21 protein-coding genes are annotated in these 20,148 nt (G+C 60.6%); 18 read left to right on the forward strand and 3 right to left on the reverse strand.

Translation table 11 applies throughout. From position 1 onward, the window contains the following. The first annotated feature begins 346 nt into the window (after positions 1–346). The 15 genes from ACZ89E_RS00620 (at position 347) to ACZ89E_RS00690 (ending at position 16,074) form a co-directional block, all read left to right on the forward strand. Complete coding sequence (locus tag ACZ89E_RS00620) at positions 347–985, forward strand: TetR/AcrR family transcriptional regulator (protein ID WP_133838378.1); 639 nt, start codon at positions 347–349, stop codon at positions 983–985. Positions 986–1,125: 140 nt separating this feature from the next. Next, positions 1,126–2,094: a GTP 3',8-cyclase MoaA gene (locus tag ACZ89E_RS00625; RefSeq protein WP_149660001.1), complete on the forward strand. Its 969-nt coding sequence runs from the start codon at positions 1,126–1,128 to the stop codon at positions 2,092–2,094. Positions 2,095–2,342: 248 nt separating this feature from the next. Beyond that, complete coding sequence (locus ACZ89E_RS00630; protein WP_149660002.1) at positions 2,343–2,948, forward strand: DUF4823 domain-containing protein; 606 nt, start codon at positions 2,343–2,345, stop codon at positions 2,946–2,948. Between the two features lie 16 nt (positions 2,949–2,964). Beyond that, positions 2,965–3,525 carry a DUF1285 domain-containing protein gene (locus ACZ89E_RS00635; RefSeq protein WP_133838375.1) on the forward strand — a complete coding sequence of 187 codons (561 nt, stop codon included), beginning with the start codon at positions 2,965–2,967 and terminating at the stop codon, positions 3,523–3,525. Positions 3,526–3,734: 209 nt separating this feature from the next. Then, on the forward strand, positions 3,735–4,451 hold the full coding sequence (locus ACZ89E_RS00640; protein WP_149660004.1) for a FadR/GntR family transcriptional regulator: 717 nt from the start codon (positions 3,735–3,737) through the stop codon (positions 4,449–4,451). 129 nt (positions 4,452–4,580) lie between these two features. Continuing rightward, complete coding sequence (locus ACZ89E_RS00645; RefSeq protein ID WP_149660005.1) at positions 4,581–5,456, forward strand: SMP-30/gluconolactonase/LRE family protein; 876 nt, start codon at positions 4,581–4,583, stop codon at positions 5,454–5,456. Positions 5,457–5,654: 198 nt separating this feature from the next. Further along, positions 5,655–6,473: an SDR family oxidoreductase gene (locus ACZ89E_RS00650; protein ID WP_476254635.1), complete on the forward strand. Its 819-nt coding sequence runs from the start codon at positions 5,655–5,657 to the stop codon at positions 6,471–6,473. 130 nt (positions 6,474–6,603) lie between these two features. Beyond that, a complete protein-coding gene (locus tag ACZ89E_RS00655) occupies positions 6,604–7,608 on the forward strand; it encodes a substrate-binding domain-containing protein (protein WP_149660007.1) in 1,005 nt (334 codons plus the stop codon). Between the two features lie 64 nt (positions 7,609–7,672). Next, a complete protein-coding gene (gene araG, locus ACZ89E_RS00660; protein ID WP_476254636.1) occupies positions 7,673–9,214 on the forward strand; it encodes an L-arabinose ABC transporter ATP-binding protein AraG in 1,542 nt (513 codons plus the stop codon). Between the two features lie 12 nt (positions 9,215–9,226). Beyond that, positions 9,227–10,195: an L-arabinose ABC transporter permease AraH gene (araH, locus tag ACZ89E_RS00665; protein ID WP_149660009.1), complete on the forward strand. Its 969-nt coding sequence runs from the start codon at positions 9,227–9,229 to the stop codon at positions 10,193–10,195. Between the two features lie 225 nt (positions 10,196–10,420). Then, positions 10,421–11,134, forward strand: a complete 714-nt coding sequence (locus ACZ89E_RS00670; protein WP_149660010.1) for a GntR family transcriptional regulator — start codon at positions 10,421–10,423, stop codon at positions 11,132–11,134. After that, complete coding sequence (locus ACZ89E_RS00675; RefSeq protein ID WP_476254637.1) at positions 11,131–12,129, forward strand: ADP-ribosylglycohydrolase family protein; 999 nt, start codon at positions 11,131–11,133, stop codon at positions 12,127–12,129. Before ACZ89E_RS00670 ends, ACZ89E_RS00675 begins: the two co-directional genes overlap by 4 nt. A 283-nt stretch (positions 12,130–12,412) precedes the next feature. Next, positions 12,413–13,879 carry a purine-cytosine permease family protein gene (locus ACZ89E_RS00680; protein WP_463258154.1) on the forward strand — a complete coding sequence of 489 codons (1,467 nt, stop codon included), beginning with the start codon at positions 12,413–12,415 and terminating at the stop codon, positions 13,877–13,879. Then, positions 13,872–14,801, forward strand: coding sequence for a PfkB family carbohydrate kinase (locus ACZ89E_RS00685; RefSeq protein ID WP_476254638.1), 930 nt, complete (start codon positions 13,872–13,874; stop codon positions 14,799–14,801). The genes ACZ89E_RS00680 and ACZ89E_RS00685 overlap by 8 nt, the downstream gene beginning before the upstream one ends. A gap of 301 nt (positions 14,802–15,102) precedes the next feature. Then, the gene (locus ACZ89E_RS00690; protein ID WP_149660014.1) at positions 15,103–16,074 is read left to right on the forward strand and encodes a DUF3829 domain-containing protein; all 972 of its coding nucleotides are present in this window, start codon (positions 15,103–15,105) and stop codon (positions 16,072–16,074) included. Between the two features lie 114 nt (positions 16,075–16,188). Here ACZ89E_RS00690 and ACZ89E_RS00695 read toward each other — a convergent pair whose 3' ends face one another. The 3 genes from ACZ89E_RS00695 to ACZ89E_RS00705 all read right to left on the reverse strand — a co-directional run bounded on the left by ACZ89E_RS00695 (position 16,189) and on the right by ACZ89E_RS00705 (position 17,301). Beyond that, on the reverse strand, positions 16,189–16,569 hold the full coding sequence (locus ACZ89E_RS00695) for a Rho termination factor N-terminal domain-containing protein (protein WP_149660015.1): 381 nt from the start codon (positions 16,567–16,569) through the stop codon (positions 16,189–16,191). Between the two features lie 94 nt (positions 16,570–16,663). Further along, positions 16,664–16,918 (reverse strand): hypothetical protein, encoded by a 255-nt coding sequence (locus ACZ89E_RS00700; protein WP_133838363.1) that lies wholly within the window; start codon positions 16,916–16,918, stop codon positions 16,664–16,666. Positions 16,919–16,971: 53 nt separating this feature from the next. Then, positions 16,972–17,301, reverse strand: coding sequence for a hypothetical protein (locus ACZ89E_RS00705; RefSeq protein ID WP_476254639.1), 330 nt, complete (start codon positions 17,299–17,301; stop codon positions 16,972–16,974). 251 nt (positions 17,302–17,552) lie between these two features. Between ACZ89E_RS00705 and ACZ89E_RS00710 the strand changes: the two genes are divergently transcribed. The 3 genes from ACZ89E_RS00710 (at position 17,553) to ACZ89E_RS00720 (ending at position 20,148) form a co-directional block, all read left to right on the forward strand. After that, the gene (locus tag ACZ89E_RS00710; protein ID WP_133838361.1) at positions 17,553–18,035 is read left to right on the forward strand and encodes a GNAT family N-acetyltransferase; all 483 of its coding nucleotides are present in this window, start codon (positions 17,553–17,555) and stop codon (positions 18,033–18,035) included. 93 nt (positions 18,036–18,128) lie between these two features. After that, positions 18,129–19,058, forward strand: coding sequence for a hypothetical protein (locus tag ACZ89E_RS00715; protein ID WP_476254640.1), 930 nt, complete (start codon positions 18,129–18,131; stop codon positions 19,056–19,058). Between the two features lie 97 nt (positions 19,059–19,155). Further along, a complete protein-coding gene (locus ACZ89E_RS00720) occupies positions 19,156–20,148 on the forward strand; it encodes a 2-dehydro-3-deoxygalactonokinase (protein WP_476254641.1) in 993 nt (330 codons plus the stop codon).

Here is a 20,148-nt window from a genome sequence, read left to right on the forward strand (position 1 = left end):
CTGAATCGCAGGCAAAAAAAACCCGGGTTCTGGGGGGTGAATCCGGGTTAAGACCATTAGGAGTAAAACAAAGGCACGCGGTCCGTTGGTACCTATATCGACGCGGCACTTGGGGGAGATGCCCCGCCGACAGTTCAAGTATTGATCAGTATTGCGCCGAGTCCAGTTTAGCGGCCCCGGTTTTTAAACAATTTTGGAATACGGGCGCTTCGGAAGAGTTCTCATCAACCGGGGACCGTGCGTGAAATGATCAAGAAACGCAGATATGGTCGGATGATCCGTGCATTTTGGCGCAAGTTAGGCATAATACGCGGCTTCGAATTTTGACCCCTACAGACCTTTTCTTATGCATAAAGAACCTCGTAAGGTCCGTGAGTTTCGTCGCCGCGAGCAAGAAATTCTCGATACCGCGCTCAAGCTGTTCCTCGAACTGGGTGAAGACAGTGTCACCGTCGAGATGATTGCTGATGCCGTCGGTATCGGCAAAGGCACGATCTACAAGCACTTCAAATCCAAGGCCGAGATCTATCTGCGTCTGATGCTCGATTACGAGCGCGATTTGAACGAGCTGTTGCATTCGGCCGATGTCGACAAGGACAAGGAAGCCCTGTCCCGGGCCTACTTCGAATTCCGCATGCGCGACCCGCAGCGCTATCGCTTGTTCGATCGCCTGGAAGAAAAGGTGGTCAAGGGCAACCAGGTGCCGGAGATGGTCGAGGAACTGCACAAGATCCGTGCCTCGAACTTCGAACGCCTGACCCTGCTGATCAAGGGTCGGATCAGCGAAGGCAAGCTCGAAGACGTGCCGCCGTACTTCCACTACTGCGCGTCCTGGGCGCTGGTGCATGGCGCTGTGGCGCTGTATCACTCGCCGTTCTGGAGCAATGTGCTGGAAGATCAGGAAGGCTTCTTCCAGTTCCTGATGGACATCGGCGTGCGCATGGGCAACAAACGCAAGCGCGACACCGACACCCCAAGCAGCTGAGCCATTCAGCTGCCTGATGGCGCCATTATTTCGCTACATGGCGCCGTACCGCAGGAATATACTCAGGCTTGGGACTTGCTAAAACTTGATTTGTGAGTCAAGTTTTAGCGGTCCCGAAACTTCTTCCGCCGGAGTGATCCATGATCGTTGACCGTCAAGGCAGGCGTTTTCGCAATTTGCGGATCAGCCTGACCTCCGCCTGCAATTACGCGTGTACCTACTGCGTGCCTAACGGCAAGCGGCTGGTGGCTGCGCAGGATGAATTGTCGGCTGAGGCCATGGCGCGCGGTGTGGCGTATCTGATCGAAGCCGCCGGCATCGAGCGGTTGCGTATTACCGGTGGCGAGCCGCTGGTCAGTCCCAAACTCGAAGCCTTCATGAGCGCCGTCGGCCAGATGGGGCTTGAAGACATCAGCCTGACCACCAATGGTCAGCTGCTGGCGAAAAAACTGCCGCTGCTGGTGGATGCCGGCATCCGGCGCATCAACGTTTCCCTCGATACCCTCGACGCCAGTGCGTTTCGCAGCATTGCCCGTGGTGGCGACCTGGCGACTGTGCTTGATGGTATGGACCAGGCCTCGGCGGCCGGGATGAAGATCAAGGTCAACATGGTGCCGTTACGCGGGCAGAACCTCGACCAGGTGATGCCGCTGCTCGATTACTGTCTGGAGCGTGGCTATGAGCTGCGTTTTATCGAGCTGATGCGCATGGGCCACCTGGCCAGCGACAACAATGCCTTTTTGCAGCAGTTCGTCAGCCTTCAGCAGTTGCTGAGCCTGATCGGCGAGCGTCATGAATACCTGCAAGCCGACGCGCCGGTGGATGCCACGGCGGTGCGCTACGAAATTCCGGGGCAGGGCTACTTTGGCGTGATCGCCAACGAAAGCGTGCCGTTCTGCCGGACGTGTTCGCGGCTGCGGCTGTCGTCGACCGGTTGGCTGCATGGTTGCCTGTCGTCGAGCAATCGCCACTATGTCGGCGACTTGCTGGACAAGCCGCGTCATCAGGCGTTGCCGGCGTTGCAGCGGCTGTTGGTGAAAGCCCTGGGGGACAAGCAGGAAGTGGCGTTCTCCGGTGGTGCGACCATCATGAAGATTATCGGCGGCTGACAGGGCCTTTGTGGCGAGGGGGCTTGCCCCCGTTGGGTCGCGAAGCGGCCCCAAAACATTCCCCTGCGTTGTGCCAGTAAAAACGGCATTCTCCGATTTCACGACGGCTGCGCAGCCGAATGGGGGCAAGCCCCCTCGCCACAGTCTGTGTTTCCAAACTCGAATTATCGATAGACCCAAGGACTGGCGCGGAAGCTGCATCCAACGCCCATTCGCCGGTTTTCCGTCACCGGCTTCTGGAGGGTAGGATGCGTAGCCTGGTTTTGCTGCTGGCCGTTATGGCGCTTGGTGGCTGCATGAATGTCAGCGACATGGGCGAAGGTGTTCGCTATCACATGAGCGACGCGGGGCTGCTGGATCACAGCAACAGTCAGCGCGTGAACAACTTCCGTATCCAGCCGGACTCCTTCATCTACATCGCCCAAGGTGCTTTCGCGCCGCCGGGCAGCGCTTATCCGCGCCCGAACGTGGTGGCTGAAACCGCCTTCGACGGCTTTATCGAATACTTCCCGATGGTCCGCCGCGCCCGTGCGCCGGAAGGGCTCGATGCCGCCATGGGCGAAGCCCGGGCCGCCGGTGCGCATTACTTGCTGTACACGCGGTTTGCCAAGGCTGACGACCGCATCGGCAACTCGGATGAATGGCTCGACCAGGAAGCCGTGGATCGCCTCGGCATCGACAGCGGCGTGATTCAGATCATGTTGATCGAGACCAGCACCCAGTATCTGATCGATACTGCACGGATCAAGAGTCGTGGCGGTTTACTGACGTTCCACGACACCAAGCCAGAAGACCTGCTGGGCCCGCCGCTGGAGCAATACGCGCGTAGCCTGCTGGGGCTCGGCGAACAGTAATTCCAAGGAGAACGCCATGAGTGGCCCGCAAAAAGCCAACGACCTGCTGGGGCAAATCCCCAAGACCAAAGGCTTGCCACCGGTCCACCTGTGGAACCCCGACTTCTGCGGCGACATCGACATGCGCATCGCCCGGGACGGCACCTGGTATTACCTGGGCACGCCGATCGGGCGCAAGCCGATGGTCAAGCTGTTCTCGACCATCATCCGCCGCGACGGCGATGACTACTTCCTGATTACCCCGGTCGAGAAAGTCGGCATCAAAGTCGACGACGCTCCGTTCGTGGCGATTGCCGTGGACGTCGAAGGCGAGGGCGAAGCTCAGGTGTTGCGCTTCACCACCAATGTCGATGAGACGGCCGAGGCAGGCGCCGAACACCCGATGCGCGTGGTGATTGATCCCGTGACCCAGGAACCGGCGCCCTACGTGCACGTGCGGACCAACCTTGAAGCGCTGATCCATCGCAACGTGTTCTACCAATTGGTCGAGCTGGCGGTGAGCCGCGAAATCGACGGCCAGCGCTGGTTGGGCGTGTGGAGTGGTGGTGAGTTCTTCCCGATTGGGCTTGAGCCCTAAGCAAATCCAAATGTGGGAGCGGGCTTGCTCGCGAAGGCGTCGTGTCAGTCAGCCTATAAATAACCTGACACAACGCTTTCGCGAGCAAGCCCGCTCCCACATTGTTTTTGTGTGTTTCTCACAAAATTCAAATTGACACCCAATCGTATGATGATTAGCGTGGGCCTCCATCGCGAACGGTTTTTTGCCGTCCCTGCTTCGAGGTTTTCATGTCCAGCAGTTTTCATGCGTCGACGGTCGATTGGCTAGGTGGCTGGATTGCCGCCGGCCAGGTCAAGCCCGGCGAAACCATCAAGGTGGAAGCCGACCTCGGCCAGCAGCTCGGGGTCAGTCGCACGGTGATTCGCGAAGCCATCAAGACCCTGGTCGCCAAGGGCTTGCTCGAAGTCGGGCCGAAGGTCGGGACGCGGGTGCTGCCGATCAAGCGCTGGAACCTGTTTGATCCGCAAGTCGTCGGCTGGTTGTCCCGCAGCGGCCTGCCGGAAAACTTCGTCGACGACTTGCTCGACCTGCGCCGCACCATCGAACCCATGGCCGTGCGCTGGGCCTGTGAGCGCGCCACCGTCGAACAGGTGCAAGCGATCCTCCAGGCCTACAACGCGCTGGAGCGCGCAGTGGACAGCGGCATCGATTACAACCGCGCCGACCAGTTCTTCCACGAGTGCATCCTCGCCGCCAGCCACAATCAATTCATCGAACAAATGGTCCCGGCCCTCGGCGCGTTGCTGGCGGTGTCGTTCGAAGTGTCCGCCGCCGATCCGGATGAACTGCGCCGCACATTGCCGATCCACAAAGACATGGCCGACGCCATCGCCGCCCGGGATGCCGCGCGGGGTGTGTGGGCCTGCATGACCCTGATCGACAACGCGGACCTGGCCATCAAACGTTTCTACCCACAAGTCATGGCCGACAAAAAAGCCAGCTGACAACACCTATCCTGTAGGAGCGAGGCTTGCCCGCGAAGGCGTCATCACTTTCAACACTGATGTCACAGACCCATCGCCTTCGCGGGCAAGCCTCGCTCCTACCTAGAAGAACATAAGAAAGGAGGTTTCATGACGTGGACTGCCGTTACCCAACACCGCGCCCGACTCGGTGAAGGCCCCTTCTGGGACGCCCCCACCCAGGCGCTGTACTGGGTCGACATCGCCGGCAAGCAAGCGCTACGGCTGATCGGCGCCAACGTGCAGATCTGGGAGATGCCCGAGCATGTCTCTGCATTCATCCCCTGCGAGAGCGGTGATGCGCTGGTGACCCTGAGCAGCGGTGTCTATCGCCTGGACCTGGACTCGCCGGGCCTGGAACCGCGCCTGACCCTGCTCTGCGTCGCCGACCCGCAACCGGGCAATCGCCCCAACGAAGCCCGCTGCGATGCCCAAGGCCAGCTCTGGCTCGGCACCATGCAAAACAACATCGGCGAGAACGGCGAAGACCTGCCCATCGAGCGTCGCTCCGGCGGCCTGTTCCGTATCGACCGCGATGCCCGGGTCACGCCGCTGCTCCGGGGCCTGGGCATTCCCAACACCTTGCTGTGGAGCGATGACTCGACTCGGCTGTACTTTGCCGACAGCCTCGACGGCACGCTCTATCAACATTTCATCCGCACCGATGGCGGCCTCGATCCGGCCCGGGTCTGGTTCGGTCCCCATGAGCGGGGTGGCCCGGATGGTTCGGCGATGGATGCACAAGGCTATCTGTGGAACGCCCGATGGGACGGCAACTGCCTGCTCCGCTTGAGTCCCGAAGGCCAGGTTGACCGGGTGATCGAGCTGCCCGTCAGCCGTCCCACCAGTTGCGTATTCGGCGGCGAAGACCTGCAAACCTTGTACATCACCAGCGCTGCGAGCCCGCTCAATCATCCATTAGACGGTGCGGTGCTATCGATTCGGGTCGATGTGCCCGGAAAAATCTGTACGAGGTTTGCTGGCTAAATCCCAAAATATGGGATGTAAAATTATATATTGAGATTATTTGGCGGTCGGGTTTATAGTCGGCTCCATCAGTTACACGCACTCACACTTAAAAAAACAAAACAGGTGAAGTGATGCAGCGATTTTCCAAACAGTTTTTCGACCGGACATCGACAGATGCCCGGTTTTTGTCGTGCCTGGAAAAGGGAGTCCAGCTTCATGGCTGAACCTCTTTCCTTGCCGCCGGTGCCCGAGCCGCCGAAGGGCGAACGACTGAAAAACAAGGTCGTGTTGCTGACCGGCGCGGCCCAGGGCATTGGCGAGGCGATTGTCGCGACCTTCGCGTCCCAGCAAGCGAAGCTGATCATCAGTGACATCCAGGGTGAGAAAGTCGAGAACGTCGCGGTGCACTGGCGGGACCAAGGCTTCGACGTTCAAGCGATCAAGGCTGACGTTTCCGATCAGCAAGACCTGCATGCCATGGCCAGACTGGCCGTCGAACGCCACGGCCGTATCGATGTGTTAGTCAACTGCGCCGGGGTCAATGTGTTCCGCGACCCGCTGGAAATGACCGAAGAAGACTGGCGCCGCTGCTTCGCCATCGACCTCGACGGCGCGTGGTTTGGCTGCAAAGCGGTGTTGCCGCAGATGATCGAGCAGGGCATCGGCAGCATCATCAACATTGCCTCGACCCATTCCAGCCACATCATTCCCGGCTGCTTCCCGTACCCGGTGGCCAAGCACGGTTTGCTCGGCCTGACTCGCGCCCTCGGCATCGAATACGCGGCGAAGGGCATCCGGGTCAACGCCATCGCGCCGGGCTACATCGAAACCCAGCTGAACGTCGATTACTGGAACGGCTTTGCCGACCCCCAGGCCGAACGTCAGCGCGCCTTTGACTTGCATCCGCCACGGCGCATCGGGCAGCCGATGGAAGTGGCGATGACGGCCGTTTTCCTGGCCAGCGATGAAGCACCGTTCATTAACGCCTCGTGCATCACCATCGATGGTGGTCGCTCGGTCATGTACCACGACTGAGCGCAGAGGGTTTCAGGCGCGGAACTCCGTGCGAAATCCAATCATCATACGATATGACTATTCGCTACACGTTTTGACCGCTGTACCGGCTTTCAAATAACGCTCAAAAAAAATAACAAGGAGTCAGCTTATGAATCGTCGTCCCGGGATCCGTTCCCTGTGCTGTGCCGCTTTGGCGGTCACGGCGGTCAGCCTGAGCAGTTCGCTGCTGGCGGCCGAGCAAGTGAAAATCGGCTTTCTGGTCAAGCAGGCCGAAGAGCCCTGGTTCCAGACCGAATGGGCCTTCGCGGAAAAAGCCGCCAAGGACAAAGGCTTCACCCTGATCAAGATCGCCGTGCCTGACGGCGAGAAAACCCTCTCGGCCATCGACAGCCTGGCGGCCAACGGCGCCAAGGGTTTTGTGATCTGCCCGCCAGACGTCGGTCTCGGCCCGGCCATCGTGGCCAAAGCCAAGCTCAACGACTTGAAAGTGATGGCAGTCGACGACCGTTTCGTCGATGCCAACGGCAAGTTCATGGAAGACGTGCCGTACCTCGGCATGGCCGCGTTTGAAGTCGGCCAGAAACAGGGCAGCGCCATGGCCACCGAAGCGAAGAAGCGCGGTTGGGACTGGAAAGAAACCTACGCCGTGATCAACACCTTCAACGAACTCGACACCGGCAAGAAACGCACCGACGGTTCGGTCAAGTCCCTGGAAGATGCTGGCCTGCCGAAGGACCATATCCTCTTCACCGCGCAGAAGACCCTCGACGTCCCGGGTAGCATGGACGCCACCAACTCGGCGCTGGTCAAACTGCCCGGCGGCGCGAAAAACCTGATCATCGGCGGCATGAACGACAACACCGTGCTAGGCGGCGTGCGCGCCACCGAAAGCGCCGGGTTTGCCGCCGCCAACGTGATCGGGATCGGCATCAACGGCACCGACGCCATCGGCGAACTGAAAAAGCCCAACAGCGGTTTCTTCGGCTCGATGCTGCCAAGCCCGCACATCGAGGGCTACAACACGGCGGCGATGATGTACGAGTGGGTCACCACCGGCAAAGAGCCGCCGAAATACACCGCCATGGACGACGTGACGCTGATCACTCGCGAGAACTTCAAGCAGGAACTGGAAAAGATCGGCCTGTGGAACTGAAGGCCGGTTGATTTCATCGGCGGCCCTGGCGACGGGGCCGCCTGATCTGTGTGATGAGGTGGTTATGCAAGCGCAAACACAAACACAAGAACACAGCGGCGGCAGCTTGCGCTTCAACGGGATCGGCAAGACCTTTCCCGGGGTGAAGGCGCTGGACGGCATCAGCTTCGTCGCGCATCCGGGGCAGGTGCATGCCTTGATGGGTGAGAACGGCGCCGGCAAATCGACGCTGCTGAAAATCCTCGGCGGCGCGTATATCCCGAGCAGCGGCGACCTGCAGATCGGCGAGCAGACGATGGCCTTCAAGTCCACCGCCGACAGCATCGCCAGCCGCGTCGCGGTGATTCACCAGGAACTGCACCTGGTCCCGGAAATGACCGTCGCGGAAAACCTGTTCCTCGGCCATCTGCCGGCCAGTTTCGGCCTGATCAATCGCGGTGCGTTGCGCCAGCAAGCCTTGGCTTGCCTCAAGGGCCTGGCCGATGAAATCGACCCGCAAGAGAAAGTCGGGCGCCTGTCCCTCGGCCAGCGGCAATTGGTGGAAATCGCCAAGGCCTTGTCCCGTGGCGCGCATGTGATCGCTTTTGATGAACCCACCAGCAGCCTTTCCGCGCGGGAGATCGACCGCTTGATGGCGATCATCGGTCGCCTGCGGGATGAAGGCAAAGTGGTGCTCTACGTCTCCCATCGCATGGAAGAAGTGTTCCGCATCTGCAACGCGGTGACGGTGTTCAAGGACGGCCGCTTCGTGCGCACCTTCGAGAACATGAGCGAATTGACCCACGACCAGTTGGTGACGTGCATGGTCGGCCGCGACATCCAGGACATCTACGATTACCGTCCGCGCCAGCGCGGTGCGGTGGCGCTGAAAGTCGACGGTTTGCTCGGGCCGGGCCTGCGCGAGCCGGTGAGCTTCGAGGTGCACAAGGGCGAGATTCTCGGGCTATTCGGTCTGGTCGGGGCAGGGCGCACGGAACTGTTTCGCATGCTCAGCGGCTTGACGCGCAACACGGCGGGTCGCCTGGAATTGCGTGGCCATGAGCTGAAACTGCGTTCCCCTCGCGATGCCATCTCCGCCGGCGTTTTGCTCTGCCCCGAAGACCGCAAGAAGGAGGGCATCATGCCGCTCTCCAGCGTCGCCGAGAACATCAACATCAGTGCGCGCGGCGCCCATTCCACCTTTGGTTGCCTGTTGCGCGGCCTGTGGGAAAAGGGCAACGCCGAGAAGCAGATCGCGGCGCTGAAAGTGAAGACGCCGAGCGCCTCGCAGAAAATCATGTACCTGTCCGGCGGCAATCAGCAGAAGGCAATTCTTGGTCGCTGGCTGTCGATGCCGATGAAAGTCCTGCTGCTCGACGAACCGACCCGTGGCATCGACATCGGCGCCAAGGCCGAGATCTACCAGATCATCCACAACCTTGCCGCCAGTGGTATCGCGGTGATTGTGGTGTCCAGCGACTTGATGGAAGTCATGGGCATTTCCGACCGCATCCTGGTGCTGTGCGAAGGCGCGATGCGCGGCGAACTGTCCCGCGACGAAGCGAATGAATCCAACCTGCTGCAACTGGCTTTGCCGCGCCAACGCGCTGACGGCGTGGCGAACTGAGAGGTAATTATGATGACCATCCAAAACAACGCTCTGCCCACCCCGCGCAAACCTCTGGATCTGCGGCGTTTCCTCGATGACTGGGTGATGCTGCTGGCGGCCATCGCCATCTTCGTCGCCTGCACCTTGCTGATCGACAACTTCCTCTCGCCGCTGAACATGCGCGGGCTGGGCCTGGCGATTTCCACCACCGGGATTGCCGCGTGCACCATGTTGTATTGCCTGGCGTCCGGGCATTTCGACTTGTCGGTGGGTTCGGTGATTGCTTGCGCCGGCGTGGTCGCGGCGGTGGTGATGCGGGACACCGACAGCGTGTTTCTCGGCGTGGCGGCGGCGCTGTTCATGGGGCTGATCGTCGGGTTGATCAACGGGATTGTGATCGCCAAGCTGCGGGTCAATGCCTTGATCACGACGCTGGCGACCATGCAAATCGTGCGGGGCCTGGCCTACATTTTTGCCAATGGCAAAGCGGTGGGCGTGTCCCAGGAACAGTTCTTCGTCTTCGGCAACGGCCAGTTGTTCGGCGTGCCGGTGCCGATCCTGATCACCATCGTCTGCTTCCTGTTTTTCGGCTGGTTGCTGAACTACACCACCTATGGGCGCAACACCATGGCCATCGGCGGCAACCAGGAAGCGGCGCTGCTGGCTGGCGTAAACGTTGATCGGACCAAGATCATCATCTTCGCCGTGCACGGTTTGATCGGCGCGTTGGCCGGGGTGATCCTCGCGTCGCGCATGACCTCGGGCCAGCCGATGATTGGCCAGGGGTTTGAGCTGACGGTGATTTCCGCGTGTGTGTTGGGCGGGGTGTCGCTGAGCGGCGGGATTGGCATGATCCGGCACGTGATTGCCGGGGTGTTGATTCTGGCGATCATCGAGAATGCGATGAACCTGAAGAACATCGATACGTTTTATCAGTATGTGATTCGGGGTTCGATTCTGTTGTTGGCCGTCGTGATTGACCGTCTGAAACAACGCTGAGATTTTTGTTGATCTGACTGACGCCTTCGCGGGCAAGCCTCGCTCCTACGGGTTGTGTGTCGTGCGCAAATTTTGCGACTGACATTTAACCTGTAGGAGCGAGGCTTGCCCGCGAAGGCTTTGTACCTGACACCGCCCATTCCGCGCATCGCCTTAGCCACCTCCCGTCACCTCCCGAAAAATATCCCTTGCCCGCCCGACCCTGTTTCGGTTATCTCTTTGTACATGATTAGACAGGTTCGATTTGACAAGAAACAACGGGTGGTCGACGAGCTCATCCGGCGCATTGAAAGCGGCCTCATGGAGGACGGCTTTCTGTTGCCGGGCGAGCATCAGTTGGCTGAAGAATTCAAGGTCAGCCGCGGCACGCTGCGTGAAGCCCTGGCCGAACTGAAGAGGCGCAACTACATCGCGACGCAAAGTGGCGTCGGCTCCATCGTCACCTTCGACGGCGTGGTGCTCGACCAGCGCAGCGGCTGGGCCCAGGCCCTGGCGGACAGCGGGGCGCTGATCAACACCGAAGTGCTGCGCCTGGAGCCGATCAGTCGTCCTGACCTGATGCCGCGTTTCGGCACCGACAAATTCATCACCCTCGACCGTCGCCGCCGCGCCAATGACGGCACGTTGGTGTCCCTCGAACGTTCATTGATTCCCGCCACTGGCACTTTGGAAAGTCTGCCGCGAGTGGGCCTGATCGATGACTCGCTGACCATCACCCTGGCCGCCTACGGCTACATCGGCGAACGCGGCGATCAATGGATCGGCGCCGAACCGCTGAACGCCGAAGACGCCGAACTGCTCGGTCGTCCGACCGGCACCGTATTCCTCAAGGCCCTACGCACCACGTACGACCGTCAGGGCCGCTTCATGGAGCAGGTCGAAAGCTTGCTCGACCCGGTGCATTTCCGTCTGCACCTGCAATTTGGAGAGTCAAAGTGACCGCGCTCAATCGTGCCTTGGGCGCGTTCTACGGTTTGGCCCTGGGCGATGCCCTGGGCATGCCGACCCAATCCTTGAGCCGTACCCAGATCAAGGCGCGCTTCGGCGACATCACCGACCTGCAAGACGCCGGCCCCGACCAACCGATCGCCGCCAACATGCCCAAAGGCTCGATCACCGATGACACCGAACAGGCGATCCTGGTTGGCCAATTGCTGATCGAAGGCGAAGGCCGGATCGAGCCGTCGGTATTGGCCCAACGGTTGATCGAATGGGAAGCCGAGATGCAGGCCAAGGGCTCGCAGGACTTGCTCGGCCCTTCGACCAAACGTGCCATCGAGATGATCCTCGCCGGCCATTCGCCGGAAGAGTCGGGGCGCTACGGCACCACCAACGGCGCGGCGATGCGCATCACCCCGGTCGGGATCGCGGCGGATGTTGCTGATCCAGAGCGTTTCATCCGTGCCGTGGTGCAGGCCTGCCAGGTTACCCACAACACCACGTTGGGCATCTCCAGCGCGGCGGCGGTGGCGGCGGTGGTCTCGGCCGGCATCAATGGCATGGACCTGGGCGAAGCGCTGAACCTGGGCATGCACATCGCCCAGCAAGCGGAAAGTCATGGTCACTGGGTCGCGGGCGGACGCATCGCCTCGCGGATCAGCTGGGCGCGGACCATCAGCATCGACAGCGACAAGGCGCTGCTGATGGACTTGCTGTATGACGTGATCGGTACTTCGGTGGCGTCGCAGGAATCGGTGGTGGTCTCGTTCGCCCTGGCCCAGCAGGTGGCGATTGGTGAATTGAATGCCTTCGAAGCCGTGTGCATGGCCGCGAGCCTCGGTGGCGACACCGACACCATCGCGGCGATTCTCGGCGCCATGCTTGGCGCTTGCCTGGGTATGGAGAGCTGGCCGGCGGCGATGATCGATAAGGTCAAAGCCGTGAATGGCCTGGAGCTGGGACCGTTGGTGCAGGGGCTTTTAGCCTTGCGTTGATCCTCAGGTGAGTCGAGGCTTTTGTGGCGAGGGGGCTTGCCCCCGTAGAGCTGCGAAGCAGCCCCCCACCCTCTGTCAGCCTACCGAGTTGTCTGGATTCACGACTGCTTCGCAGCCGAACGGGGGCAAGCCCCCTCGCCACAGTGACCGAGTCGCTGGGGCACTTGCTTCAATCAGATTTTCACCCGCAACGGAACGCACAAATCTGGCCAGGACTGCCGGGATGTTATGTCGACTTCCGAAACTGCCCACAACCAAAACAATGGCAACAGGAGCATCCATCATGAGTTCATCGAACGCCGGGCCAAGCGCCGGGCAACTGGAAACCCGTGGCATCGAGCCGGTTCCGGAAAGCGAATGCAACGGTCATCCGCTGCAACTGTTCTGGGTCTGGTTCGCCGCCAACATCTCCATCCTCGGCTTGCCGTTGGGCGCCACACTGGTGGCGTTTCGTGGCCTGGCGATCTGGCAGGCGATCATCGTCGCGATCCTCGGCGCCGCCGGCTCCTTCGCCGTGGTCGGGATCATCTCCATCGCCGGCCGTCGCGGGCGCGCACCGAGTCTGACCCTGTCCCGCGCGATCTTCGGCGTACGCGGCAATATCGGCCCGACTGTGGTGTCGCTGATGTCGCGCCTGGGCTGGGAAACGGTCAATACCACCACCGCCGCCTTCGTGCTGCTGTCGCTGTGCTCGATCCTGTTCGGTTCGCCGGTGGAAGCCAAAAGCGCACCGGTCCTCACGCTGATTTTCATCGCGATTTTCGTCCTGCTGACCTTGTCCGTGTCGGGCCTCGGTCACGCCACGCTGCTGGTGATCCAGAAGTGGGCGACCTACGTGTTTGGCGCGCTGAACATTCTGGTGGGCGGTTTCCTCTGCGCGACCATCGACTGGAGTGCGGTGTTCAACGCCACGCCAGCACCGCTCAGCGCGATGATCATCGGCGTCGGCACCATGGCGGCCGGCACCGGGATCGGTTGGGCCAATGCGGGCGCGGACATGTCGCGCTACCAGCACAAAAGCGTCAAAGCCGTGCGCTTGGTGGCCTCGGCCGCATTCGGTGCGGGGATCCCGCTGGTGCTGCTGATCACCCTCGGCGGCTTGCTGTCGGTGGGCAACAATGACCTGGCCCAAGCCACCGACCCGATCATCGCGATCCGCGACATGCTGCCGACCTGGATGGCCGTGCCGTATCTGATCACCGCGTTTGGCGGCTTGCTGCTGTCGAACAACCTGTCGGTGTACTCCGCCGGTTTGACCACGTTGACCCTCGGCCTCAAGGTCCCGCGCGTCTATGCGGTGGTGGTCGACATCGTGGCGATCTTCGCCGGTTCGATCTACTTCATGCTGATCGCCGACAGCTTCTACGGCCCGTTCATCACCTTCATTTCCCTGCTGGCGGTGCCGATCACTGCGTGGGTCGGGATCTTCGTCGTTGACCTGATCCACCGTCATTACTACAGCCCCAAAGACCTGCTGGACGTCAGCCCAAGCAGCGCCTATTGGTATCGCGGCGGCATCGAGTGGCGTGCCTTCGGGGCGTGGGCGATTGCCATCGTGCTGGGTTTCAGCTTCACCACCATTGGCACCACAGCGGAAAACATCTGGTTCCGTGGCTTCCTTTCCGACTCGTACCTGGGCCATAACGGCCTCGGCTGGATCGTGACCTTCCTGGTGGCTGGCGGGATTTATTTCGTACTCGGCGGGGCCAAGGATCGTCGCACTGCATTGGTTGAGAACGCTCATGCCTAAGTTGTTGCACACCGGCCAGGTCATCATCGACCTGGTCATGGCCGTGGATAAACTGCCCCAGGCCGGCGGCGACGTGCTGGCGCAATCCGCCAGTTTCGAAGCCGGTGGCGGCTTCAACGTGATGGCCGCCGCCCAGCGTAATGGTTTGCCGGTGGTTTACCTCGGCCGCCATGGCACCGGGCGTTTCGGCGACCTGGCGCGGGAGGCGATGAAGGTTGAAGGCATTCGGATCGGCATCGCCGACAAAGCCGAACGCGACACCGGGTTGTGCGTGGCGGTGACCGATGCCTCGGCTGAGCGCAGTTTCATTTCCTACATCGGCGCTGAAGGTGAAGTGTCCACCGAAGACCTGGCGAGCGTGCCGGCCGAGGCGGGGGACTATGTCTACGTCAGCGGTTATAGCTTGCTGCACGTGGGCAAAGCGCAGGCGCTGGTGGATTGGGTGTTGGGATTGCCGAAAGGCATCAACGTGATTTTCGATCCGGGTCCGTTGGTCGAATCGCCGCATGAACCGCTGATGAATGCGTTGCTGCCACGCATCGATGTGTGGACCAGCAACAGTGTCGAGGCGTTGCGGTTTACCGGGGCGTCGGACATTGGCGAGGCGCTGGATCGGTTGGTCGAGCATCTGCCGGCGGATGTGTTGATGGTGGTGCGCGATGGCCCGCAAGGCTGCTGGATTCGCCAGCGCGGTGACTGCCAGCATGTGCCGGGGTTCAAGGTTGACGCAGTCGACAGCAACGGCGCCGGGGATGCTCACGCCGGGGTGTTTGTGGCCGGGTTGGCGCAAGGGTTGTCGGCGGTCGAGGCGGCGCGGCGGGCGAACGCAGCGGCGGCGTTGGCCGTGACGCGGTGGGGGCCGGCGACTTCGCCGGGGACTGCGCAGGTGGATGCGTTTATCCGTGAGACGTTCGGCGGCTGATCCTGTGGCGAGGGAGCTTGCTCCCGCTGGACTGCGCAGCAGGCCCCTTTTTTAGGTGAAGAGAGGGCCGCTTCGCGCCCCAGCGGGAGCAAGCTCCCTCGCCACAGGTCTTCCAGCACCCATTTGCTATCCCGTCTGAAAATTCGCACAATGCGCGCCCCCAGGAAGGGGAAGCGTCTGACAGCCTGTCGGGCCAGTTTCGTACACTCAAGGACAGAGTCTCTCGTATGCCCTACCTCCTACTGCACACCCCCCGGCAAGCCATGCATGGCCCGCCGCGTTTCTTTATGGAAGAGAACACATGAATTTCCGGATGATGATTGCCGCGACAGCGGTCGCGACCTCGGCACTGCTGGCCGGTTGTGGCGACAAGCCTGACGCGACGGCCGCCGCGCAGCCAAAGCAAAGCGCCGCTGAACAGCAGCAAATCGAGAAGTACAACCTGTATGTCGATGTGGCCAACAGCCTGACCACGTCTTTCCAGGAAGCCCAGGACAACTACCTGAACCAACAGATGCCGCTGTTGAAGGGCAAAGAAGCGCCCACTTCGATGCGCATCGAAAACGACATTCTGGTGGATCGCTCGGCCAAGCAACTGGACACCGCCGCCGCCATCGACGCCCCGATTGTGGAAATCGATGCCGCCGCCAAGGACTTTTCCGCCGCATTGAAGACCTTGTCACCGTTGAGCCATGAGCTGAACAACTACGCCAACTCCAAAGGTTACCTGGCCGACAATGGCGCCAAGGCGCGCCAATTGAGCAAAGATTACCTGGCGGCACTGACCCTGGTCGCGCAGAAAGAACAGGCGTTCTACAAAGGCCTGAGTGATCGTGATCAGGCGTTGACCAAGGAAGCGTTCGACCAGGCGCCCAAGGACACCGCCGCTTACTACCGCGCCGGGCTGATTTACTACGGCAAGCTGAACAATGCCGACGCCAACGTGTTGTTTGCCGCGCCGAATGACGCAGCCGCACTCGACGCTTTCGAGAAGTCCCTGGCACAAGTGGCAGATGCCGCGGCGGGTTGGGACAAGAAAGTCACCGAGCAATCGACCAAGTCCGGCAAGAGCTGCAATGGCGGCATGCTGGAGATCAACGATTTCCTGGGTCAGTCCCGCTCCCTGGTCAAAGACATCAAGGACGGCGTGTTCAAGCGTGAAGAAACCGGTGTGATGGCGCGGATGAGCAGTTCGAACATCACTAATTCGGCGAATCGCTATAACAGCAAATACTCGAATGTGATTAATCGGTTTAATCATCCGATGTGCTGAGTCTGACCTGACGTCTTCGCGGGCAAGCCTCGCTCCTACAAGGGACCACACAGTCCCCTGTAGGAGCGAGGCTTGCCCGCGAAGAGGCCCTAAATCCTACACAAATCCCGACCATCAACCGGCCTTGCGCAACGCCTCAATCAACGCCTGCTTGCGCATCCCCGACCGCCCCGGAATCTTCTTCTCCCGGGCTTCTTTCATCAAACTGTCGACGGTCTGGGTATCGCGCGAAGCCTTGCTGTTGCGCGAATGGCCTTCACGGCTGGCGACCGCTCGGCGCGAGGACTCCTTGCGGTCCTCGGACTTGGCGCTGGCCGGTTTCTTGCGCCCGGCGCCGCCGGCCCGTTCGCCGCCACCCGACTGCTTGTTCACCGTCGCCCAGGCCCGGGCTTCGGCTTCGTCCTTCGAAACCCCCTTGTGTTCGTAACTGTCTTCGATGTGTTCGGCCTTGCGCTTTTGCTCGGCGGTGTATTTGTCTTTGCTTCCACGAGGCATGGGATTTCTCCTGGCTTCAAGGGTTGTAAAGATCGCAGCGGTTCACAGTCCCGCAGGAACTGCCGAAGGCTGCGATCCTTTGATCTTGCTGCGCTTAAACGTCCAGCTTGCGCGCCGCCTCAACCCCGGCGGCACTGAGCTTGATCGGCAGGTTCAGCGAGTGCTCGCCTGCCTCGTTGCAACTCACATGGCCATGCTGGATCAATCCGCGATCCTGCAAAGTGGCGAGGGTGCTGGCCACGACTTTCTCCCCCCGGTAATTGTCCAGGACCTCCTTGCCCAACCCCGTTGGGTGGGCGTGCAACAGGCGGGTCAGGACTTCTTTTTCCAGGTTTTTATCGACGTTCATGGTTACCTCTTTCATGGATGTGGATAGGGTGTTGCGTCGCTCGCGTCGGCGAACTATTGACCGGCACCTTCGGAGCCCGAGCCACCGGTGGTGGTTTTCGAGCCCATGCCGGAGCCGGCGTTATCGGGTGTCTGGGCGTCCGGCATGCCCGTTCCGCCCTGGCGACCGGTGTCGTTGCCTTTCAGGCGCGGATCGGTTCCAGTGGACGGCGGCAGACTGCTGTCGATTCCCGAGCCATCGGTGTTCATGCCAGGGGCACTCTGGATGGCGGGGGCTTTGGGTTTTTCCACCGGGTCGGTCGGGCCGGTGCCGGTGGTGGCGGCGAAGGCCGTAGAGGACAGCAGGGCAGCGAGAGCGAGAGCGGTCAGCCGGGACATGATCATGGTGTCGTCTCCAGATTATTAGAGTCCTTACCTGATGTTGGTCCGCCCTCGGTTGGGTTGGTGCCTGAGGCACGACGAACGGTTCAGGCTGGCTGTGGCGCCCAGGGTATTTGGACACTTCGCAGCCGAACGCAGGCTTCGCCCGCGGCTACAGGGGCGAGGTGGGTGACAGGGGACTTTTTGCTTTCCCATGTGACGAGCGTCGCGCGCCGCCTTAGTATGGCGTTTTCAACTTCTGACAAGGCACGTCCATGACGATCGAGATCCGCCCGGCGACCCCCAGCGATGCACCGCAAATCCTCGCGTTCATCACTGAACTGGCCGACTACGAGCGTGCCCGTCATGAAGTCATCGCCAGTGTCGCCGACATCGAGCGCAGCCTGTTCAGCGAAGGCGCCACCGCCCACGGCCTGATCTGCCTGCGCGACGGTCTGGCGATTGGCTTCGCGGTGTTCTTCTTCAGCTATTCCACTTGGCTGGGCAGCAACTGCCTGTACCTCGAAGACCTCTACATCACCCCCGAACAACGCGGCGGCGGCGCCGGCAAAACCTTGCTGCGTCACTTGGCAAAAATCGCCTGCGCCAATGATTGCGGACGTTTTGAATGGAGCGTGCTGGACTGGAACAAACCCGCCATCGAGTTCTACAAATCCCTCGGCGCGCAGCCCCAGGAAGAGTGGGTGCGTTATCGGATGGATGGGGCGGTGTTGCGGGAGTTTGCCGAAGGGCGTTGAGGCGTGATGGCAAACTGCGGATGAATCAGTTGTCGGTACTGCTCTAGTCCGGCACTCTGTGTGCCCCTTGCGCGCTCACGGACGACATCTGCAATGCAACCTGGCTTCTGCATTTACCTGCGTTTTTTTACCTTGATGATGTTCTGTGCTCTCTGTTCGGGGTGCCTGCATCTCGACGTACCGCCGGCACGCATCGAGTTTGTATCGATTAATCACGATAGCTATTCGCTCTATGACATGCGGTTTACTTCAGACAGGGACCTGATTCATTTATATGAAGCACACGGCCGCGGCGGACAGATAAGCACCAGCCTTCATTGTTCGCTCGATGGTGATCTCGACTTCTCCGCTGAACACAACATTGCGCTGGAAGGTTATGGCCGCATAGAAGATATGCGCCTGATCGAGGGCGATCGACGTTATGAACTATTGGCCATTATTCGATTTGAGGACAATGAAGACCGGACTGGCATGAGGGATATCGCTCGATCACGGTTAGTCCGACTCCTGGAGCCTCAAGACTACGTGCCCTGTAAAGTCGTCATCACCGCGTTTCCTTTCACGGCTTACTATTCGAAAGTGATGTACGTCCCGACGTCGCGGATTATTGCCGAGGTGAAAAACCCTCGAATTGCGCCTCCGCAGGTTTCACTCAAACCTGCTGATCGCCCTTTGACGTGGCTGCAATTCGAGCCGGTTTGCGTCGTTCGATGGCGCGAAGAATTGGCACCGGCTTACGACCAGATCGACGACGTCGGTTTATGCCGCGATGTTCCCTACGCCGGTCTATTGGCTTCATTCTCACCCAGCAACAAGAAACTGGTGCTTGTGACCTGGTCGGATCAAACCCCCAAACCGCTGACGGCTTACACCCTTATTCGAGGCGATGGTCGGCGTGAACCCGGTATCTCGGCTGAGAACGGCGATACCCACCAGGTGGGTTCCATGACGCGGGAGACGCTGAAGGTTGAAGTCGGGGCGGGAATTGGGGCCAGAGAACGATGGACATCACAATTCGAATAATCCCAATATATGGGAGTATTAATTACATATTGAGATTTTCCCTCTAGGAGGTCTATAGTCCAGCTCACTCACTGCCAAAAACAAAACAGGTGAAGCGATGCTGGCGCAATTGATCGCGCTCGATTGGGGGACAACCTCATTACGTGCTTACAAACTCGCCGCGGGTGGCCAGGTGCTGGAACAGCGTTCGCTGTCGTCCGGGATCATGCAGCTGCCGCGCACGCCGCGAATCATTAACGGCCAGGAATGCACCGACGGTTTTGAACTGGCCTTCGACGACGCTTGCGGTGACTGGCTCGACGCGCAACCCGATTTACCGGTAATCGCCTGCGGCATGGTCGGCAGCGCCCAGGGCTGGCGCGAAGCGTCCTACCAGGACACACCGGCCAACGTCGCCGATCTCGGAAATTCCCTACAAACCGTACGCAGTCTTCGCGGTGTCGATGTGCACATCGTGCCGGGCGTGATTCAGCGTTCGCGCCTGCCGAATGTGATGCGCGGCGAGGAAACCCAGGTCCTTGGTGTGTTGCAGAACCTGCCGGGCGGGGCGGGCAACGACCTATTGATCGGCTTGCCCGGCAGTCATTCGAAATGGGTGGAAGTGGCCGACGGCTGCATCGTGCATTTCGACACCTTCATGACCGGCGAAGTCTTCGCCGTGCTCAGCGAACACAGCATTCTCGGGCGCACCCAGCAGCAGGGCGCCTCGTTCGATGGCCAGGCGTTTGATCGCGGCGTGCAAGTGGCGTTGTCGGCGGACGGCGAGATCGGGCCGTTGTCGACCTTGTTCAGTGCGCGCAGCCTCGGGCTGACCGGCGAACTCAGCGCCACCGCGCAACCGGATTACCTGTCCGGCCTATTGATTGGCCATGAGCTGTCGGCCCTGGCCAACGTTCAGCGCCGACGCCGCAACAGCGTGCATCTGCCCTCGATCATCCTCATTGGTAATACCCAACTCTGCGCCCGCTACAGCCGGGCCCTCGACGCCTGCGGCTTTGCCAATGTGACCTTGGCCGAGCAGGCCACCGAGCGCGGGCTGTGGCAACTGGCGGTTGCCGCCGGCCTGATCAAACACCAACCATCACGTTAA

The organism is Pseudomonas sp. TE3899 (assembly GCF_056279105.1).

Coding starts and splice junctions, on each gene's coding strand:
- ACZ89E_RS00630 (WP_149660002.1), top strand. CDS start 2,343: ATGCGTAGCCTGGTTTTGCTGCTGGCCGTTATGGCGCTTGGTGGCTGC.
- araG (WP_476254636.1), top strand. CDS start 7,673: ATGCAAGCGCAAACACAAACACAAGAACACAGCGGCGGCAGCTTGCGC.
- ACZ89E_RS00645 (WP_149660005.1), top strand. CDS start 4,581: ATGACGTGGACTGCCGTTACCCAACACCGCGCCCGACTCGGTGAAGGC.
- ACZ89E_RS00680 (WP_463258154.1), top strand. CDS start 12,413: ATGAGTTCATCGAACGCCGGGCCAAGCGCCGGGCAACTGGAAACCCGT.
- ACZ89E_RS00700 (WP_133838363.1), bottom strand. CDS start 16,918: ATGAACGTCGATAAAAACCTGGAAAAAGAAGTCCTGACCCGCCTGTTG.
- ACZ89E_RS00640 (WP_149660004.1), top strand. CDS start 3,735: ATGTCCAGCAGTTTTCATGCGTCGACGGTCGATTGGCTAGGTGGCTGG.
- ACZ89E_RS00625 (WP_149660001.1), top strand. CDS start 1,126: ATGATCGTTGACCGTCAAGGCAGGCGTTTTCGCAATTTGCGGATCAGC.
- ACZ89E_RS00635 (WP_133838375.1), top strand. CDS start 2,965: ATGAGTGGCCCGCAAAAAGCCAACGACCTGCTGGGGCAAATCCCCAAG.
- ACZ89E_RS00695 (WP_149660015.1), bottom strand. CDS start 16,569: ATGCCTCGTGGAAGCAAAGACAAATACACCGCCGAGCAAAAGCGCAAG.
- ACZ89E_RS00720 (WP_476254641.1), top strand. CDS start 19,156: ATGCTGGCGCAATTGATCGCGCTCGATTGGGGGACAACCTCATTACGT.
- ACZ89E_RS00650 (WP_476254635.1), top strand. CDS start 5,655: ATGGCTGAACCTCTTTCCTTGCCGCCGGTGCCCGAGCCGCCGAAGGGC.
- ACZ89E_RS00655 (WP_149660007.1), top strand. CDS start 6,604: ATGAATCGTCGTCCCGGGATCCGTTCCCTGTGCTGTGCCGCTTTGGCG.
- ACZ89E_RS00620 (WP_133838378.1), top strand. CDS start 347: ATGCATAAAGAACCTCGTAAGGTCCGTGAGTTTCGTCGCCGCGAGCAA.
- ACZ89E_RS00710 (WP_133838361.1), top strand. CDS start 17,553: ATGACGATCGAGATCCGCCCGGCGACCCCCAGCGATGCACCGCAAATC.
- ACZ89E_RS00685 (WP_476254638.1), top strand. CDS start 13,872: ATGCCTAAGTTGTTGCACACCGGCCAGGTCATCATCGACCTGGTCATG.
- araH (WP_149660009.1), top strand. CDS start 9,227: ATGACCATCCAAAACAACGCTCTGCCCACCCCGCGCAAACCTCTGGAT.
- ACZ89E_RS00670 (WP_149660010.1), top strand. CDS start 10,421: ATGATTAGACAGGTTCGATTTGACAAGAAACAACGGGTGGTCGACGAG.
- ACZ89E_RS00705 (WP_476254639.1), bottom strand. CDS start 17,301: ATGATCATGTCCCGGCTGACCGCTCTCGCTCTCGCTGCCCTGCTGTCC.
- ACZ89E_RS00715 (WP_476254640.1), top strand. CDS start 18,129: ATGCAACCTGGCTTCTGCATTTACCTGCGTTTTTTTACCTTGATGATG.
- ACZ89E_RS00690 (WP_149660014.1), top strand. CDS start 15,103: ATGAATTTCCGGATGATGATTGCCGCGACAGCGGTCGCGACCTCGGCA.